This is a genomic window from Mesorhizobium sp. ESP6-5, assembly GCF_020164695.1.
In the GTDB taxonomy this organism is placed as follows: Bacteria; Pseudomonadota; Alphaproteobacteria; order Rhizobiales; family Rhizobiaceae; genus Mesorhizobium; species Mesorhizobium australicum.
Map to the genome: position 1 here is coordinate 194,706 of NZ_JAIUGR010000012.1, position 17,725 is coordinate 212,430.

At 63.7% G+C, this 17,725-nt stretch carries 19 protein-coding genes and 1 tRNA gene; 6 read left to right on the plus strand and 14 right to left on the minus strand.

The features are described 5' to 3' along the window. Window positions 1–314: 314 nt before the first annotated feature. Window positions 315–3,005 (minus strand): aconitate hydratase AcnA, encoded by a 2,691-nt coding sequence (gene acnA / locus LB524_RS20950; protein WP_015314926.1) that lies wholly within the window; start codon window positions 3,003–3,005, stop codon window positions 315–317. A gap of 285 nt (window positions 3,006–3,290) precedes the next feature. Between acnA and ccmA the strand changes: the two genes are divergently transcribed. From ccmA to LB524_RS20970, 4 genes are all read left to right on the plus strand, one after another. Then, window positions 3,291–3,899 carry a heme ABC exporter ATP-binding protein CcmA gene (gene ccmA / locus LB524_RS20955; RefSeq protein ID WP_224529768.1) on the plus strand — a complete coding sequence of 203 codons (609 nt, stop codon included), beginning with the start codon at window positions 3,291–3,293 and terminating at the stop codon, window positions 3,897–3,899. Between the two features lie 49 nt (window positions 3,900–3,948). Next, the gene (gene ccmB, locus LB524_RS20960) at window positions 3,949–4,614 is read left to right on the plus strand and encodes a heme exporter protein CcmB (RefSeq protein WP_224529770.1); all 666 of its coding nucleotides are present in this window, start codon (window positions 3,949–3,951) and stop codon (window positions 4,612–4,614) included. A 130-nt stretch (window positions 4,615–4,744) separates the two neighbouring features. Continuing rightward, complete coding sequence (ccmD, locus tag LB524_RS20965) at window positions 4,745–4,912, plus strand: heme exporter protein CcmD (protein ID WP_023774434.1); 168 nt, start codon at window positions 4,745–4,747, stop codon at window positions 4,910–4,912. Next, window positions 4,909–5,484, plus strand: a complete 576-nt coding sequence (locus LB524_RS20970; protein WP_224529774.1) for a DsbE family thiol:disulfide interchange protein — start codon at window positions 4,909–4,911, stop codon at window positions 5,482–5,484. The genes ccmD and LB524_RS20970 overlap by 4 nt, the downstream gene beginning before the upstream one ends. Before the next feature lie 77 nt (window positions 5,485–5,561). On the opposite strand, the gene LB524_RS20975 is transcribed toward LB524_RS20970, so the two are convergent. The 4 genes from LB524_RS20975 to LB524_RS20990 all read right to left on the minus strand — a co-directional run bounded on the left by LB524_RS20975 (window position 5,562) and on the right by LB524_RS20990 (window position 8,278). Continuing rightward, a complete protein-coding gene (locus tag LB524_RS20975) occupies window positions 5,562–5,801 on the minus strand; it encodes a Trm112 family protein (RefSeq protein WP_140618229.1) in 240 nt (79 codons plus the stop codon). Between the two features lie 103 nt (window positions 5,802–5,904). Beyond that, window positions 5,905–6,576, minus strand: a complete 672-nt coding sequence (locus LB524_RS20980) for an LON peptidase substrate-binding domain-containing protein (RefSeq protein WP_015314920.1) — start codon at window positions 6,574–6,576, stop codon at window positions 5,905–5,907. Between the two features lie 106 nt (window positions 6,577–6,682). After that, window positions 6,683–7,696 (minus strand): thioredoxin, encoded by a 1,014-nt coding sequence (gene trxA, locus LB524_RS20985; protein ID WP_224529775.1) that lies wholly within the window; start codon window positions 7,694–7,696, stop codon window positions 6,683–6,685. Window positions 7,697–7,780: 84 nt separating this feature from the next. After that, window positions 7,781–8,278: a prolyl-tRNA synthetase associated domain-containing protein gene (locus LB524_RS20990; RefSeq protein WP_015314918.1), complete on the minus strand. Its 498-nt coding sequence runs from the start codon at window positions 8,276–8,278 to the stop codon at window positions 7,781–7,783. Window positions 8,279–8,489: 211 nt separating this feature from the next. On the opposite strand from LB524_RS20990, the gene LB524_RS20995 reads away from it, so the two are divergent. Continuing rightward, a tRNA-Gly gene (locus LB524_RS20995) sits at window positions 8,490–8,564 on the plus strand. A gap of 94 nt (window positions 8,565–8,658) precedes the next feature. On the opposite strand, the gene LB524_RS21000 is transcribed toward LB524_RS20995, so the two are convergent. The 3 genes from LB524_RS21000 to LB524_RS21010 all read right to left on the minus strand — a co-directional run bounded on the left by LB524_RS21000 (window position 8,659) and on the right by LB524_RS21010 (window position 10,351). Continuing rightward, on the minus strand, window positions 8,659–8,952 hold the full coding sequence (locus tag LB524_RS21000; protein ID WP_224529782.1) for an adenylate cyclase: 294 nt from the start codon (window positions 8,950–8,952) through the stop codon (window positions 8,659–8,661). Between the two features lie 301 nt (window positions 8,953–9,253). Further along, a complete protein-coding gene (locus LB524_RS21005; RefSeq protein WP_140618224.1) occupies window positions 9,254–9,454 on the minus strand; it encodes a DUF2934 domain-containing protein in 201 nt (66 codons plus the stop codon). Between the two features lie 90 nt (window positions 9,455–9,544). Beyond that, a complete protein-coding gene (locus tag LB524_RS21010; RefSeq protein WP_224529785.1) occupies window positions 9,545–10,351 on the minus strand; it encodes a SapC family protein in 807 nt (268 codons plus the stop codon). A 306-nt stretch (window positions 10,352–10,657) separates the two neighbouring features. Here LB524_RS21010 and LB524_RS21015 point away from each other — a divergent pair, with 306 nt between their 5' ends. Further along, entirely contained in the window at window positions 10,658–10,933 is a 276-nt protein-coding gene (locus LB524_RS21015) for a DUF6916 family protein (RefSeq protein WP_140793234.1), read from the plus strand. Window positions 10,934–11,185: 252 nt separating this feature from the next. On the opposite strand, the gene LB524_RS21020 is transcribed toward LB524_RS21015, so the two are convergent. The 6 genes from LB524_RS21020 to LB524_RS21045 all read right to left on the minus strand — a co-directional run. After that, window positions 11,186–11,713 (minus strand): GNAT family N-acetyltransferase, encoded by a 528-nt coding sequence (locus LB524_RS21020; protein ID WP_224529787.1) that lies wholly within the window; start codon window positions 11,711–11,713, stop codon window positions 11,186–11,188. A 29-nt stretch (window positions 11,714–11,742) separates the two neighbouring features. After that, a complete protein-coding gene (locus tag LB524_RS21025; protein WP_224529789.1) occupies window positions 11,743–12,933 on the minus strand; it encodes a hypothetical protein in 1,191 nt (396 codons plus the stop codon). 78 nt (window positions 12,934–13,011) lie between these two features. Continuing rightward, a complete protein-coding gene (locus LB524_RS21030; RefSeq protein ID WP_224529791.1) occupies window positions 13,012–13,536 on the minus strand; it encodes a phage tail protein in 525 nt (174 codons plus the stop codon). Between the two features lie 10 nt (window positions 13,537–13,546). Then, window positions 13,547–14,050: a phage tail protein gene (locus LB524_RS21035; RefSeq protein WP_224529793.1), complete on the minus strand. Its 504-nt coding sequence runs from the start codon at window positions 14,048–14,050 to the stop codon at window positions 13,547–13,549. 12 nt (window positions 14,051–14,062) lie between these two features. Next, window positions 14,063–14,566, minus strand: a complete 504-nt coding sequence (locus LB524_RS21040) for a phage tail protein (RefSeq protein WP_224529794.1) — start codon at window positions 14,564–14,566, stop codon at window positions 14,063–14,065. A 124-nt stretch (window positions 14,567–14,690) separates the two neighbouring features. Then, window positions 14,691–17,725 (minus strand): beta strand repeat-containing protein (locus LB524_RS21045; RefSeq protein WP_224529795.1); only part of this gene is annotated, 3,035 nt, incomplete at its 5' end.

The window sequence follows — 17,725 nt, forward strand, 5'->3', positions numbered from 1 at the left end:
AGTCAACGGGAAGTCACGTTGCGGTGAAATTTTACCGCTGCAATCGTGAGGTAAGGCCGCAATAGGAGCAGCCGCTGCATTTCAAGGCGTGGTTCGATTGAGCGGCGGCATCATCGCCATGCGGCAGGTTCTCCTCACCGACATCGATCTCTATTGCGAACGCACCGGCCCTGGACTTTGGTCTGGGCCGGTCAATGCTTTGACGACCTTGCCTTCATCGCGGCAGGACTGTGCGGTATGCTGGTCTGCTGTGCCGCGGCAGGGGAGTAGTGAGTCGGGGCGTCCTCTGCATCCCACTCACTACTCACTGTTTTCTAAGCCGCCAGATCGCGCAGCACGTACTGCAAGATGCCGCCGTTCTTGAAGTAGTCGAGCTCATCCAGCGTATCGATGCGGCAGATGATCGGCACGTTCTTCACCGTGCCGTCGCCATAGGTGATCTTGGCGGTCATCGTCTGGCGCGGCTTGATCGCGCTCAATCCGTCGATCTCGACCAACTCGTCGCCCTTGAGGTTGAGGGAAGCCCATGAGGTGCCTTCCTCGAAGACGAAGGGGATGACGCCCATGCCGACCAGGTTCGAACGATGGATGCGCTCGAAGGACTGGGCGATGACGGCGCGGACACCGAGCAGGTTGGTGCCCTTTGCCGCCCAGTCGCGCGACGAGCCGTTGCCGTATTCGACGCCGGCGAAGATGACCAGCGGCACGCCTTCCTTCTTGTACTGCATCGCCGCGTCGTAGATCGATTCCTCTTCCTTGCTGGGATAATGGATGGTGTAGCCGCCCTCGCGGCCGTTCTCGCCCAGCATGTGGTTGCGGATGCGGATGTTGGCGAAGGTGCCGCGCATCATCACCTCATGGTTGCCGCGCCGCGTGCCGTACTGGTTGAAGTCGGCGACGCCGACGCCATGGTCGGTCAGGTATTTGCCGGCCGGCGAGGCGGCCTTGATCGAACCCGCCGGCGAGATGTGGTCGGTGGTGATCTTGTCGCCGAACAGGCCGAGCACGCGGGCGCCCTTGATGTCGCCGATCTTGCCGAAACCCGTGGTCATGCCGGCGAAGTAGGGCGGGTTCTGCACATAGGTCGAATTGTTGTCCCAGGCATAGGTCTGGCCTTCCGGCGCCTTGACGTTCTGCCAGTACTCGTCGCCCTTGAAGACGTCGGCATATTTGCGGGCGAACAGCTCGCGGGTGACGTTCTTCTCGATGAACTCCTGGATCTCGGCCGAGCTCGGCCAGATATCCTTGAGATAGACCGGATTGCCGTTCCTGTCGTCGCCGAGCGGCTCCGTGGTCAGGTCCTTGGTCACGGTGCCGGCCAGCGCATGCGCCACGACCAGCGGCGGCGACGCCAGGTAGTTCGCCTGCACGTCGGGCGAGACGCGGCCTTCGAAGTTGCGGTTGCCGGAGAGCACCGCGGCGGCAATCAGGCCCTTGTCGTTGATGGTTTTTGAGATCGGAGCGGGCAGCGGGCCGGAATTGCCGATGCAGGTGGTGCAGCCGAAGCCGACCAAGTTGAAGCCGATCTGGTCGAGCTCCTTCTGCAGGCCCGACTTTTCCAGATATTCCGCCACCACCTGGCTGCCGGGGGCCAGCGAGGTCTTTACCCACGGCTTCTGCTTCAGGCCAAGGCGGTTGGCGTTGCGGGCAAGCAAGCCCGCGCCGATCAGCACTGATGGGTTCGAGGTGTTGGTGCACGAGGTGATGGCGGCGATGACGACGTCGCCATGGCCAAGGTCATGGTCGGTGCCTTCGACGGCATAGCGTTTGGAGATTTCCGCCGCCTTCTTGTATTCGGTGTCCATCGCCTTGGCGAAGCCGGCGGGAATGCCTTCCAGCGCGACACGGCCCTCGGGGCGCTTGGGGCCGGCCATCGACGGCACGACGCTGTCCAGCTCCAGTTCGAGCAGGTCGGTGAAGACCGGGTCGGCGGAGCCGGCCTCGCGCCACATGCCTTGCGCCTTGGAATAGGCCTCGACCAGTGCGATGCGGTCCTCGCTGCGGCCCGACATTGTGAGATAGCGGATGGTTTCGGAATCGACCGGGAAGAAACCGCAGGTGGCGCCATATTCGGGCGCCATGTTGCCGATGGTGGCGCGGTCGGCCAGCGTCATGTTGGACAGGCCGGGGCCGAAGAACTCGACGAACTTGCCGACGACGCCCTTCTTGCGCAGCATCTGGGTGACGGTCAGCACGAGGTCGGTGGCGGTGACGCCCTCCTTGAGCTTGCCGGTGAGGCGGAAGCCGATGACTTCCGGCAGCAGCATGGAGACCGGCTGGCCGAGCATGGCCGCCTCGGCCTCGATGCCGCCGACGCCCCAGCCGAGCACGCCAAGGCCGTTGATCATGGTGGTGTGCGAATCGGTGCCGACGCAGGTGTCGGGATAGGCGGTGGTTTCGCCGTCCTCGGTGTTGGTCCACACCACCTGGCCGAGATATTCGAGATTGACCTGGTGGCAGATGCCGGTGCCGGGCGGCACGACGCGGAAGTTGCGGAACGCCTGCTGGCCCCATTTCAGGAACTTGTAGCGCTCTTCGTTGCGCTCATATTCGAGCTCGACATTGCGGGCGAACGCCATCGGCGTGCCGAACTCGTCGACGATGACGGAATGGTCGATGACAAGGTCGACCGGCACCAGCGGGTTGATCTTCTGCGGATCGCCGCCGAGCGAAGCCATGGCGTCGCGCATGGCGGCGAGGTCGACCACGGCCGGGACGCCGGTGAAATCCTGCATCAGCACGCGGGCCGGGCGATAGGCGATTTCGACGCCGGCGGTGCCCTTGTCGGTCAGCCAGCCGGCCACCGCCTGGATGCTCTCCTTGGTGACGGAGCGGCCATCCTCGTTGCGCAGCAAGTTTTCCAGCAGCACCTTCATCGAATAGGGCAGCTGGGCAATGCCGGTGAGGCCGTTCTTCTCGGCCTCGACGAGGTCGAAATAGACATACTCGGCGTCGCCCGCTTTCAGCGTGCGGCGGCAATTGAAACTGTCGAGGGATTTTGACACGTGCGATCCGTCCTTGTCTGTTCAGCCTGAAAGGGAACGGACGCCGATGGCATGCAATCACGCGCAAAGGTGCGGGTACGGCCATTTCCGCTGTCCGTTCCCAAGCAACCCGAGCCGTTCAAGGCGGCGCGTGCGCTGGTTCGGCGCTAATTCTGTTCCCGCGCCGACCGCTGGCACGGATGCCCCGCATATAGAGAATTTTCTGGAATAGTTCTAGACAGTTGCTGAGCAAATTTGTGCGATGCGGCAGCGCTCGCGAAACATTGATTTCAGGGCAGGCGAGGGATGCGGCTTATCGCCGAAAATCTGGGCGGCGAACGCGGCGGCGAGCCGGTTTTCTCCGGCATCGGCTTTGTCCTCGATCAGGGCCAGGCCCTGGTCGTCACCGGGCCGAACGGCTCGGGCAAATCGACCTTGCTCAGGGTCGTGGCCGGGCTGCTGCCGAAAACCGAAGGCCGTCTGCTGCTCGAGGGCGGCGGCGACGAGTTCCCCTCGATCGGCTCGGCCTGCCACTATCTCGGCCACCAGAACGCGATGAAGACGGCGCTGAGCGTGACCGAGAATTTGCGCTTCTGGCGGGAGTTCCATGGCGAAGGCCGGCTCGATGTGGAGGAGGCGCTGGAAACGGTCGGGCTCGGCGGCATCGGCCATTTGCCGTTCGGCTATCTCTCGACCGGGCAAAGACGCCGCGCGGCGATCGCGAAACTCTTGGTCAGCCATCGGCCGCTGTGGCTGCTCGATGAGCCGACGGCAGGGCTGGACAAGGCTTCGGAAGCGCGGTTTGCAGGGCTGATGCGCGGGCATTGCGAGGAAGGCGGGATGATCGTGGCGGCCACGCATCTGCCGCTGGGATTGGAAGGGGCGAAAGAGTTGGCGATGGGGGAGGCCTTTTGATGACTGCACCCTACGGCGCCCCCCTTCTTCAACAGGGGACCACATCGTAATGTGGTCCCTCTTCCTGCGCGACATCCGCCTCTCGATCCGCGCCGGCGGCGGCGCGCTGACGGGCGTCATCTTCTTCCTCGCCGTCATCGCCACCATCCCTTTCGGCGTTGGGCCGGATCTCAAGCTGTTGGCCCGCATCGGTCCGGCGATCCTGTGGATCGGCGCGCTGCTTGCCTGCCTGCTCGGCCTCGACCGGCTGTTCCAGGCCGATCGCGAGGACGGTTCGCTCGATCTTCTGGTGCTCGGCAACGACCGGCATATGCTGGCGCTGACGGTGCTGGTGAAGTGCGTCGCGCATTGGGCGGGCAGCGTCCTGCCGCTGGTGGTCGCGGCCCCTCTGCTCGGCCTGTTCATGAACATGGAACCGTTGGCCATAGGCGCCACGGCGCTGACGCTGCTGGTCGGCACGCCGGCCATCACCTTCATCGGCGCCGTGGGCGCCGCAGTGGCGGTGGCGCTGCCGCGTGGCGGCCTCTTGATCTCGGTGCTGGTGCTGCCGCTGACCATACCGGTGCTGATCTTCGGCGTTTCAGCGAGCTATGGCGCGACGGCCAATCCCGATCCGTTCCTGCAGCCCTTCCTCATTCTTGCCGCGCTGACGCTGTTTCTTGGCGTGCTGGGGCCGGTGGCGGCGGCGCTGGCGCTGCGCCACGGCACCGATTGAGGCGCCGGAGATCTGAAGGCTGCGGCGTGGCGGCCGATTGCGGAGCCGCCGGCGCGCGGCTAAGGGAAGACATGATCGAACGAGGCGGAAAGACCCGGCTGGAACGAGACGCGGCGATGGAGCGGCGCGCATGAGCGCGCATGCGCTCTACGTCGCGGCGGCCTACGCGATCACCGCCGTGGCGCTGGCCGGGCTGATCGGCTGGATCCTCATCGATCAGCGGGCGCGCAAGCGCGAACTCGCCGAACTCGAGGCGGCCGGCGTACGCCGCCGTTCCGACAAGGCAGCCAAGCCATGAGCACAGAGACGGAAACGCCGGCCCGTCGCCGCCTGTTCGTATTTTTGCCGCTGCTGGTCTTCCTCGGACTGGCCGGACTGTTCCTGTCGCAGCTCTTGTCGGGACGCGATGTCTCGGAAGTGCCGTCGGCGCTCATCGGCCTGCCGGCGCCGCGGACCAACTTGCCGCCCCTGGAGGGCAGCAATCTGCCCGGGCTCGATTCGAAAGCCTTCGCCGGCAAGGTCACGCTGGTCAACGTGTTTGCGTCCTGGTGCGCGCCATGCCGGGAAGAGCACCCGGTGCTGCTGGCGCTGGCGCAGGACAAAAGGTTCGCGATGGCGGCGCTGAATTACAAGGACCGGCCGGAAAACGCCCGCCGCTTCCTCGGCGACCTTGGCAATCCGTTCCAGGCAATCGGCGTCGACGAAGCCGGCCGCACGGCGATCGACTGGGGTGTCTATGGCGTGCCGGAAACCTTCGTCGTCGGCAAGGATGGCAAGATAGCCTACAAGCATGTCGGCCCGCTGACGCCAGAGTCCGCCAGGGAGCTTCTGCTGCCGCAGATCGACAAGGCGCTGGCCAGGCCGAACTGAAGCCACGTCGAAGACCTGATCTCTCTTGGTTTGTACACGTATATGGTTGAAGCGGAGCGGATGGCTCTCGCGCCACCTCAATTCGGCCCACCTGGCCGTGGCGGCGACAGCACATCCTCGGCCGAGAGCACCCGCGCTTCCGAGGGCAGCATGATGGGGATGCCGTCGCGCACCGGATAAGCGAGCTTGGCGACCCGCGAGACCAGCTCGCCGCGCTCGGGGTCCCAGGCCAGCGGCCCCTTGGTCAGCGGGCAGGCCAGGAGTTCCAGCAGCTTCGGGTCAACATTCGTCTTCTTTCCATCGCGCCCATCCGCCATTGGGTCCTCTTCCGGTTTCACGCCCAGCCTGTCAGCCAGGATGCAGGATCTGTCGAGATCGGTCGGGCCGTCATTTGCGGGCCGGCTGGATATCGACGCATTCCTACTGCAGGCTCGAGCCAAAATCCTCATTCTCCCGCGCCAGCGTCATCTCGGTGATGGCGATCAGCGTTTCGGCCCTGGTTTTCAGGTCCGCGGCCTCGAGCAATGCCTGCTTCTCGGCCGGTCCATAGGGCGCCATCATCGACAGCGCGTTGACCAGCATGGCGTTTTCGGCGCGGCTGACGCTTTCCCAGTCGGCTTCCAGATCATTGGCCTGCAGATAGGCGCGAAAGGCTCTGAGCAGCGCCGGCCGGTCGATTTCATCAGCCGCCTGCTCCTCGTCCAGATCGGCGAGGAAGGGCGCCGGCTTCGCCTGGCGGAACGGCGTCTTGACCGTCAGCTCGTGGGCGACGCGGAACCGGCACACGCCTTGCAGCGAGATCAGGTAGCGGCCGTCGCCGGTCTCGGAAAAGGCGATGATGCGACCGATGCAGCCGACGTTGCAAAGCTCCGGTTCGCCATCCTCGCGCAATGCGCCATTGAGGCCGGGCTGGATGACGCCGACGAGCCGCGAGCCGGCGACGGCCTCGTCCACCATCTGCAGGTAGCGCGGCTCGAAGATGTTGAGCGGCATGCGGCCGCCCGGCAGCAGCAGCGCGCCTTCGAGCGGAAAGAGCGGGATCGTCGATGGCAGATCCTTGGCGAGCCGGTAATGCGCGTTTCCCGCTTGCACCTCGTTCCTCCGATCGCTTCCCTTGCGAAGCGTCAATCCTGCCTTGTCCTATCTGGCGCACAGGCCTGGCGCCACAAGCCCTTGCGACAAAACAACCGTAACCGGCTCAGGAAAACAGCAATGCCGACAATTTGCGGCGCGCGGCAAGCGTCGCCTCGTCGGTCATGCCCCAGGCCTCGAACAGCTGCAGCAACTGCGTCCTGGCGCCATCCTCGTTCCAGCTCCGGTCGGCCTTGATGATGGCCAGCAGATTGTCGGCGGCCGCCGTGCGATCGCCCATGGCGTTCTGGATCATCGCCAGGTCGAAACGGGCCTGATGGTCCTTGGGATTTTCCGCGAGCCGCCGCTCGAACTCGGCCGGATTGCCCAGCGCCGCCGCCTGCGCGGCCAGCGCGATCTTGGCGCGCAGGGCAGCCAGCGGCGGTGCGTCTTTCTTGGCCTCCGGCGCCGTTGCCAGGAGCGCCTCAGCACCCTCGGTGTCGCCGGCCTCGAACAGCAGGTCGCCCAGCCCGCCAATCGCCTCGACCGTTTCCGGCGCCTGCGCCAGGATGGCATCGTAGATGTCGGCCGCGGTCTGCATGTCGCCGGCGTCGCGCGCCTCCGCCGCCGCAGCCAGGGCCTCGGCCACCGGCGGCGCGCCATTGCCCTTGCCGCCGACCTTGGTGATGAATTCGTTGATCTGGCTCTCGGGGATGGCGCCCATGAAGCCGTCGACCGGCTGGCCGTCCTTGAAGGCGATGACCGCCGGAATCGACTGGATGCCGAGCTGGCCGGCGATCGAGGGATGGTCGTCGATGTTCATCTTGACCAGCTTGACCCTGCCGCCGGCGGCCTTGACCGCCTTTTCCAGCTGCGGGGTGAGCTGCTTGCAAGGTCCGCACCACGGCGCCCAGAAGTCGACCAGCACCGGCTGGCGGCGCGATTCCTGGATGACGTCGGCGGCAAAGGCCGCGGTCGTCGTGTCCTTGATGACGTCGCCTGTGGTGGTGGGGCCGGCGGCTGGGGGCGCGGACGCCTCGCCGAATCCGGCTTTGGGCTCGGTTCCGCCATACTGCACCGTGGTGGCATACTGGCCGCCCTTGTTTCCGAATGATCCGCCAAACGGATTGCTGTCGCTCATCTCGTCACCCTTTCGGTCGCGCGGCCGGCCCGTGGCCCGGCGCCCTGTCTCAATTGGAAATCGGCTTTGCCACCCATGTGGCGATCATGCCGAGACTTTCAAGATAGCAGCATCATGCCCGGTTGCCTCGACGAATCTGATGAGATCGGCGGCCGCGATCGATGTCGTCGCCTCGTTGGTCAGGGGATGCGCATTGATGACGGAATGGTCCATCAGATCCTTGTCGAGCACCAGTTTGACCCGGTTTTCCCTGTCGTTGACGATGCCGAACACCGTGACCGCCCCCGGCGTGACCCCCAGAAGCTCCATCAGCATTTCCGGCTTGCCGAACGAAACCCGGCTGGCGGCGCCGATCAGCTGGTGTATCTGCTTGAGATCGACGACCGCGTCCTCGCCGACGGTGACCAGGAAGAAATTGTCCTTCTTGTCCTTCAGGAACAGGTTCTTGGTGTGCCCGCCGGCGATTTCGCCGCGCAGCGCCTGCGAATCGGCAACCGTATAGAGCGGCGGGTGGCGTATCGTCGAAACCGCGATGCCGAGTTCGGCAAGAAAGGCCATCAGGTCAGCTTCGGTCTTCGGCATGGGTCTCTTCTTCGTCGGTTTCTCGGCCTTGCCGTTTACGGCCAATGAGGCGGCCGACACAAGACCGTCGCGCCAGCGGCGATGAAATCGGGGCGTCGCGGGCAGTTTGCCGGCATCGCTCGGAAGGTTGCAAAAAGCCTGCTATTTCCCTGTTGCAATCGCCGCGCTCTTCAGCCATATAGGCCCGGCTTGCGGCCAAGACGCCGTGTGAGCGGGTGTAGCTCAGGGGTAGAGCACAACCTTGCCAAGGTTGGGGTCGAGCGTTCGAATCGCTTCACCCGCTCCAGTTTCCTCCAGGGAATCAAGCATCGAAAAGCCGCGGTTCGCCGCGGCTTTTTCGTTTCTGGCGGATTGAACCTCGACCGCCCAAGAGCCGGACATCACTTATGGGACTGCTGGAAGCCGGCAACGTCGTACTGAGACACGCTCTTCGGGTTCTTGGAGTTCTGCGGCTGGGTGCCTGCGTAATGTGTTCCCGCATTTCCGTCCGGGTTGAAGGCCGAACCCGGCGCGGTGCTGGCATTGCCAGGAGTAACACTTCCTGTCTGAGCGGTGCCGATCGTTTGATCGGGTTGACCTTTCGTCCCCGTTACCGAGTGGACGTTGGCTGCCGAGGCCAGGCCCGCGGAGGTCATCAGCAAGCCCAGCACCATGGAGATAAGGTGATGTTTCATCGTTGTTCTCCCAAAATCGGTTTGACTTCAAGGCGCTCGCGGTCTCAGGAGCACCCGGCGAACAAAGACTGAAACGCTTTTCGGGACGCCGTTCATCCCGAGCATCACGAATCTGTGATGTCGGGCGCTGCCGGCGTGGCCTGTCGCACAGGCGCCCTCCGTTGGGTGCACGGGAAATTCCTGCGCCGCTCGACTGGGCTACTGACCCATCCCGAACTTGTATGTGACGCGGGCCATGACGGCATCCACTTTGGCGTCGGTCCGATACGTCTCTGGGTTCGCTCCGATTGTGCCATCAGCGTCAGTGTTTGGTACCCGCGCTGTCGCCAGCGGCATCCGCGCCTGGTTGCTTTCGTCCGGCGGTCAGCCGGCCGGACTCGAACTCCTCGACCGCCTTGTCCCAGCAGGCCTTCTCACGGTCGGGCATCAAGCCTTCCCGTTCCCAGAGTTCGCGGGCCCGCTTGCTGATATGCGCGACACGTTCTTCCTGGCTGATCACCATGGCCGTCTTCCTTCCCTGAGGAAGCAACCGGACAGCGCATGAAATGTTCCAATTTGGATGTCGTCGCCCTCGGCAGGTCGGGCAATGCCGTCAGGCACTCTTCGCGGTCTCCGCCTTGCGAAGCGACGCCTGGTGCACCAGCGAGGTCCAGCTGTTGGTCGAGGCGAGGTGGCAATAGAGCAGGCCGAGCGCGCCGGATTTTCTGAGGTCGAGGAAGGCCTCGTCGCTCAGTTTGTTGAAGGCCGCTTCGTCGATCACCTGGAAGTCGGTGAGGTTGAGCACTTCGCCGCCTTCCAGCGTCACCTTGCTCTGGCGCGGCGAAAACAGACCGTGCGCGTCGATCTTGTCGACCATCTCGCGGGTGGCCCTGAAATCGATCTGGAACTGGTTGCAGAAAGCGAGCGCCTGCCTGGTCGCCTCGGTCGGTTCGTTGCCGCCGAAGAACGGCAGCACCTTGTCGTCGCGGAAGGGCGCCATCAGCTGGTCGACGACACGGTCGCTCGCCCGGTCGACGCACAGCGTCAGCCGGCCGGCCGAGGTCGGATCCTCGGCCAGGATGAAAGGGTAGCGGCGGACATAGGCCGGGATGTAGTGCGGCGCGTTCCACTTGCCGTCGGCATCGACGAACAGGTTCTCGTCCTGGCGAACGCCGGTGATGATGACGGGCGCCTTGGCGGCGCCGATGAAGACGATCGGATAGGAGCGCATCGCCGCCGGCATCTCCGACGCCACCACCGGGATGGCGTGCGCCGAGCGCGCGAAGGAAAAGTCGCTGCGCGCGGTCAACCCCAGCGAGCCGTGCCGCGCCGGATTGAGCGCCTCCGGCCTGGAGTAGAAAAGCGGCATCGCATCGGCCCCTGCTGTCGCCGCCGTCCCTGTTTTCGCACCTTCAGCCATCGTCGGTCCTTTTTCTCCGGCAAGCCGATCAGGCCGGCCAACCCGCGTCCGGCGCCGGCCCGTATCGAAACAATCCCATGCCGAAATAAGGTACTACAGTGTCACCGGCGCGCATAAAAGGATGCGTTGCTGTATTTTGGGGTTTGCGGCGAGGAAATGTCTTGCGCGCCAGCGCTCCGTGCCGATGCGCCAATTCCGAGGAAAAGTGGTCGACGGTTTTCCTGGGAATTTTGGTCGGACAAAGAGCTCTGGACAGCCCGCGGCGAAGCGGCGACAGTGCCGCGCAAACGGCTTTGAGGCGACAAAATGGCGGCGGCGGCGGATTTCGAACAGGCGATCGGACAGGCGTTCATCATCGAGACCGGAGCGGGACGGATCTCGCTCGAACTGAGCGCCGTCAACCGCATCGCGGCCAGCCCCCGCCCGGGCGGTGGTTTTTCACTGCTGTTCAGGGGGCCGCGTGAGATCGCGCTGCCGCAGGCGACCTACAGCCTTGCCGGCGCCGGCGGTGTCCACGACATCTTCATCGTACCGGTAGCCGCCGATGCGACTGGCCGGACCTACGAGGCGGTGTTCAACTAACGTCCATCTTGAGCTGCATTTTATTGATGCTTCCCGCATTGCCGACTGGGTCGAATGCGACAATCTTTACCGGCGGCGCTGCCCCTCACTGTCCTGCCGGACATCTCTCCCCGTAAACGGGGCGAGAGTGGCTGGCGGCAACGCAGCGCCTTGCTTGCGGCGCAAGAGATTGGCGAAATCAGTGGCGGGAGGTTCCTCGCCCCGTTCACGGGAAGGGATGCCGGCAGACGGGTAGGGCAGCGCCAACAACCATCATGGATCCGCCGGCGAACACGCCATCAGATCATAGACGCCCTTGTCCTCGACGACGGCGAAGCCAAGCCTGACATAGAGCCCCCGCGCCGGATTGTTCTTCTCGACATGGATCGATACATATTTGCCGGTTAACCGTGCCTCGTCGATCAGATCGCGCAGCAGCGCCGTGCCATAGCCCTTGCGGCGATGGATAGGCAAAAACGCGATGTCGATGACGCGGTGCTGGCTCGGCCAGCGCTCGATATAGAGGCGGCCTATGTCTTGGCCCGCCTGCTCCACCACCAGCCAGTCGGCCTCGGGATAGTGCGTGTGGTAATGCGCGTGTTGGGCCTGGAATTGCATGGCGAGGAAGGCGGCCTTCTGCGCCTCGCTCCAGTCGGTCACCGCGAGCTCTTCAACGCGGGTCGAGGCGTAAAGCCGCGACAGGAAGGGTTTGTCGGCCTCGCCAGCCGCGCGAAACTTCAGCCCGGCCGCATCGGAGCGGGGCCAGGCCGAAGAAGAATGCGCGGGCGTGCTGTCTGTCACGCTACCCGGCTGTGCCGTCAGGACTGCCGTCACACCGGTGGCGTCAGGTCGCGCACCACGGCGATCTGCTTGAGGTTGCTGGTGGCGAGCGCCGCCCAGCTCCATTCCCATTCGGAACTGTCCATGGCCATCTGGTTGATCGTCCACAGGCCATTGGTGCCATCGTTAGTGATCATCATGCTGAACAGGGCAAGGCGGCCGTCGGCATTGTAGTCGAGCGACAGCCGTGTGTTGGCGCCGGAGGCGCTGAAATCACGCCATCCCGACCAGATTTGGATGGCCGCGTCGTATTGGGCGTTGAACGAGTGGACATGCTGCTGGTCGGAGGCCACCAGCATGATGTCGCCGTCACCCTGGACGCCGGCGCAGAGCGCGTATTTGGGAACCCTGCTGTAGCCGGGCGACGCCCAGGCCGTCCATGTGTCGGAGCCGGCCGGCAATTGCTTGGTGTGCAGGACCTGGCCGGCCTGCGTCATGGCGAACAGGTTGGTGGCGCCCAGCGGGCCGATGATCGGTGCCATTTCGGCGATGGGGTAGCCGGCGTCGATCTGCACCCATGGTGTCCAGTCGGCCACCGTCAGCGCCTGGGCCTTGGCCTGGTGGCAGCGATAGAGATGAAGCGCTGAGTTGATGCCGAACAGCGCGATGCGGCCGTCCGCCTGGCGCAGCGCCGTGACCGCCACAAGCTGCCCGGTCAGTTGCACCCAGGCGCTCCACGGTTGGGCGGGGGGCCTGAGCTCGTCGACGGTAACGACGATCGGCGTCGTCGTGCCGGGCGGCGTGATGGTTTTCTGCACCTGAACGATGACATCCGGGTTCTGGTATATCCACCAGATGCGGCCCTGATTGTCGGTCAGGAAGATTTCGATGCGGCCGTCGACGTCGCGCGCCATCGAGAGCTTCTGATAGAGCGTCGCGCCGGGCGGCGCGCCGATGCCGACCGGCGGATTCCATTTCTCGATCGGGCCGACCTGGTTGGCATCCTCGGTGATGAAGGACAGATTGGTCGTGCCCGCCGGCTGTGCGACCACCGCGACGCGGCCATCCTTGGTGATACCGGCAGTCATAATCACCCAGGCGCCAGGCGCGACCGGCGACCAGGCGGAGGGCCATGGCCCGTTGGGCGAGGTCTGCGCCTTCTGGATCAATTGGCCCTTGGCCGAGTCGATGCCGACGACCATCAGCCGTGACAACTCGAAGAAGGATGCGCCAGCAGGCATATGCCCAACGGGCGCCGCCTGGAGCGGTAAGTGAGCATTTTCGTTGGCCATTGTGGTCGTGCCCTGTTGGCTTGCAGTTCAGCCTCTCGGCGGGAAAACACCTTGCAGCGCAATGCAGAAATAGCAGGTGAGATAAGGCTGCATATTGTTATGCGGCTGGTCGCCGCCGGCGGGGGCGAGTGCCTGGTCCGACAGCGGCACCAGTGCGGCTGGAGCGATGTACACATTTCCCTGGCTCGATTTGGCAAACGCGTTTCCTGCCGCGATGTTGCTGTCACCAGCCACGAGCGATGGCGCCGCCATGACGGTATGGTTGTGCATGGGCATCTCGGATTGCAGCAACTGCACTGTCTCCGAACCCCCTGTTTCACCGAGATCATGCAGCGAGAGACCCGGTCCCTGGCCAGGGTGCACCGGAGACCTGCCCTGCAGATCGGGCAGCGCGAAGTTGGACTTACCGTTGCCACCATAGGTGGTGCCCAGCAGCGAGAACAGCGCGGTATTCTGCGACAGCGGCAGAAGTTGCCCATCGCACCATGCCCAACCCTTCGGCGCGAAGTTGAACGGGAAGATGCGGATTTCAGCGACGAACGGGTCGGCCATGACGGTCCTCTTAAGTCGGCGACGGGAAGATACCGAACAGCGAGATGATGAAATTGACGCAGAGATAAGGTTGGAAATTGCTGTGCGGCTGGCTCCCGCCCACACTGCTGACGAATTGCTGCGCCATCGGAACCGATGGACCTGCGTTGATGAAGGCGTTGACCTGAGGCGATCTGCCGATGACGCTGCCGCTTGGATTGGGCAGATTGGCGATATCTCCGGATGCGAGCAGGGGATGGCTGTGCGCGGGTATTTGCTGGATGGAGAGCAGGATTTCTTCCGCCCCCCCTGTCTCGGCCAGGATGAAGCCATTGCCTTGATGGAGCGGAAGCCGGCCTCGCAGGTCAGGCAGCGCGAAAGTGCTCTCTCCATCGCCGCCATAGGTCGTTCCAATCAGTTGGAACAGCGTTTCGTTCTCGGAAATCGGCAAAAGTTGCCCCTCGCAGAACATCCAGCCGGCTGGGGCGAAATTGCCGGCAAACATCCTGACTTCACCAACATAAGGCTGTGCCATGATCGCGTTTCCTCAAGTCGGCGACGGGAAAATGCCCTGCAGGGCGATGCAGAAACTCAACGTCAGGAAGGGCTGCATGTTTAGATGCGCTTGACTGCCGCCGACATTCGCGACGGTTCCGCCAACCATCGCCCCAAGGTTTTGTGTGGGGCCATAGAGATTGTTAGGCGAACTGTTGGCGAGGAGATCGTTCGCGGGAAGATTGGTGCCGCCTGTCGTGGACGAGGCGTTGGCGGTGTGAAAATGCGTCGGCAATTCCGAAATCGACAACGTATGCGCCTGTTCGCCGCCGCGTTCGCCAAGCGTGTGGCCGCTGCCGACATGGATCGGCATGCGCCCACGATAGTCCGGCAACGCGAAGTTCACACGGCCATCGCCGCCGAAAGTCGTGCCCAGCAGCGAGAAAAGCGGTTGGTTCTGGGCGATTGGGAGGAGCTGTCCATTACACAATGCCCATCCTTTGGGCGCGAAGACAAACGACATGATCCTGATTTCGGATAAAAAAGGTTCAGCCATGTGCCCCTCCTGAACTTGTACAGATACTAGGCGATTATATTAGGAAGTCGACAAAAATCTCAGGGAATTTCGGCTTTTTACTTCAAGGTTATAATTAATGCTTTTCTAATATCCGCTCGCCGCTTTAGTTAGTCGGCGCAAGCACCAACCCGCCATTGTGTCCGCCCGGAACGGCGGCATAGACCGCAGCGCCGCCAGCGTCGATCGCGATCGCCGAGTTCGTTGGCGTGTTGCCGCCGGCGTTCCAGGTGGCGACGGCGCTCGCCGTATTATTGGCGCCGCCGACAAAGTTCTGGAAATAGAGGTGCGATGCCGTCCCGCCTTCGCGCACAAAGAGGGCAAAGTCGTCGGCTGGCTGGCCAAGGGTCACGGTGTTGCCGCTAATGTTCAGATAGGTGGTTGTGAGGTCGCCATTGCTGGAACCTGAATGCACTTCGATGGCGGCAACGCCATTGCCCGCCGTACCGGTACCGGAAGTGGTGATCGTGTTGTTCTTGATCGTCAGGTCCAGGGAGCCGTTGTCGGCGCTCGGACCAGCGCCATCGCCATGCGGTGTGGCAAAGATCGCCGCGTCATTGCCGGTCTTGCTGATTACGTTGCCGACGATTTCGACAACGCCGGTCGAGGCGTCTTCGGGATGGATGAAGATCGCCGAGCCACTCGAGCCGACGCCGCCGCCCTGAATGTCTGCATTGTTGTTGATGCGGCCCATGATGACGGCGTTGTTGATCCCGAAGACGTTGATGACAGGACCGCCATTGCCATAGATCTTCTTGTTGTTGAGGATCTTGAAGTTCAAGTGCGCGGTATCTTCGGCATTGAGGCCGATGGCGCGACCCGTTCCGCCTTGCGGATCGAAAGTGTTGCCGTTGCCGGCCGTGCCGCCATCCGTGATGTTGACGTTCAAGGTCGAGGTGTCGCGTGCAAAGGCTTCGACACCCGAGGTCTTGAGTTTCAGGAAGCTGCTGTTCGAGATGTTGAGCGTCGCGTTCGCGGTGCCAAAAGCTTCGAAGTTGAGCCCCTGCGCGCCATTCGACGAATCCTTGGTGTTGCTGAACGTGCTGCCACTGATGTTCAACGTCAGGCTGGTGCCCGAATCGTTGCGGATGTCGACCAGATTGTCGCCGGCCGTGGCATCGCCTGCCGCGAAGCTGAAGGTGGAATTCGTGATCGATGACGTGCCGGTGAGATTGTAGAACCGCATGTCACCTTCGAAGACGTTGTCGCCGAAGCCGGTCACGGTGGTGTTGGCGATCGTCAGATTCGATACGTTCTGGCCGTTGATGCCGACCTGGACGCCACCATTCAGATTGAGGTTGGTGAACGTCGCGGTCGCCACCCCGCTCATGTTGATCGCCGCCTGCGCCGCACTGTTGAATGTCGGGCCGTCGATATTGTTCAGCGTGCCATTGCCGGTGTTGGCATTGGTGAAATTCATGTTCGAGAGCGACAGGTTCTTCGTCGACGTGAACAGCGCGCCTTGGGCAGTGTTCTGGATGGTGCCGCCGGATCCTGCCGTCGTGCCGATACCCGTCACTGTCAGGCCGCCGTTCCCAACAGCGAGGCCTGTGTTGTTGAGCACGATGCCATTGGTAGCGCCATTTGCCGAGATGCTCTGGAACGTGACATTGCCCGCACCGATCGTCGTGTTGACGATGTTGAGCGCCGTGCCGGTCGTGGATGTAATCGTGTTGCCAGAACCCGTCACCGTCACCGTGCCGCCGGTGGTTGCTGCTGGGCCCGCGCCGGTGGCGTTGAAGCCGGTGCCGCTGGTGGTGCTGATGACCAGCCCCCCGTTGGTGAAATCGATCGTCGCGCCGGCATTGTCGGTCAGGCTGACGCCAGCCGCGCTGCCTGACGTGATCGACTTGGAGGTGCCCGAGAAGGTGATGGTGCCGGCGGCGTTGTCGTCCAGCAGGATGCCGGTCTGGCCGGCCACATTGTGTGTGATGTTGCCCGACAGCGTGATGTTGCCGGCGCCGGCGGCGCGATCCTGGATGTTGACCGCCTGGCCGGTTCCGCTGGTGATGGTGCCGGCATAGCTGAAGGCCACCGTGCCGCCGCTGTTGGCACCGCCGGCGCCGTCGCCGATGCGGATCGCCGCGAGGTTGCCGCCGACCAGGGCGCCGGTGCCGAGATTGATGGCTCCCGGGCCGGTGACGGTGTCCAGTATCACGGCGCTGCCGCCGCCGCCGCTCGCGTTCGTGGAGGCGAAGCTCATGCCCCCCGCGCCGATGGCGACGGTGTCCAGATTGACCGCGGCGCCGCTGCCGGCCGAAATCGTATTGCTGGACCCGGTGACGCTGACCGTGCCGCCGCCGGTGGCATTGAAGCCCTGGCCACTCGACGTGGTGATCGCCAGCCCGCCGCCGGTGAAGTTGATGGTCGCGCCAGAATTGGCGGTCAGAATGACCGCGGCGTTGGCGCCGGTCGAGAGCGTCTTCGACGCGCCACCGAAATTGATCGAGCCGCCGGCATTGCTGAGGGCGACGATGCCCAGGCCGCCATCGTTGCGGGTGATGGAGCTGGCGGCGTCGAAATTGACCGAGCCGCCGGCCATGCCGCGGATGTTGACGATATTGCCGCCAGGGTTGGTGATGTCGACATTGTTGAGGTTGACAGTGGCGCTCACATCGTCATTGCCAGGCGTGCCTTGGTCGCCATCGATGAGGAAGGCCGTATTGGTGGCGCCCGCGGCGGTCTGGATCGCGACATTGTTGAAGGCGTAGGTGCCGGTCGCGTTGTTCGCCGCATCGCCGAGGATGGTGATGCCGGCCGTTCCGGTCAGGCTGACATTGTTGACGCTGACGTTGCCGGCGGCGCCATCGATCACGATGCCCGTGCCGGCGGTGTCGTTGAGCCCGTTCGCCAGGGCGGTGGTGAAATTCACCGCGCCGCCGGTGGTGTCGGCGACGACGATCATGCGCTGGCCGGTCGTGCCTTGCGTGATCGTGCCGGCATAGGTGACGTTGGCGCTGCCGGTGCTGACATTGAACGCGGTGCCGCTCGGGCTGGTGATCGAGGTGTTTGCGCCGAAGCTGAACGTGCCGCCCGAGCTGGTGAGGATGTCGACGCTGGCATTGCCGCCGTTCAGCGTCGTCGTGCCGTTGAAATTGTAGGTGCCGTCGGCATTGTTGAACTGTAGGCCGGTGCCATTGG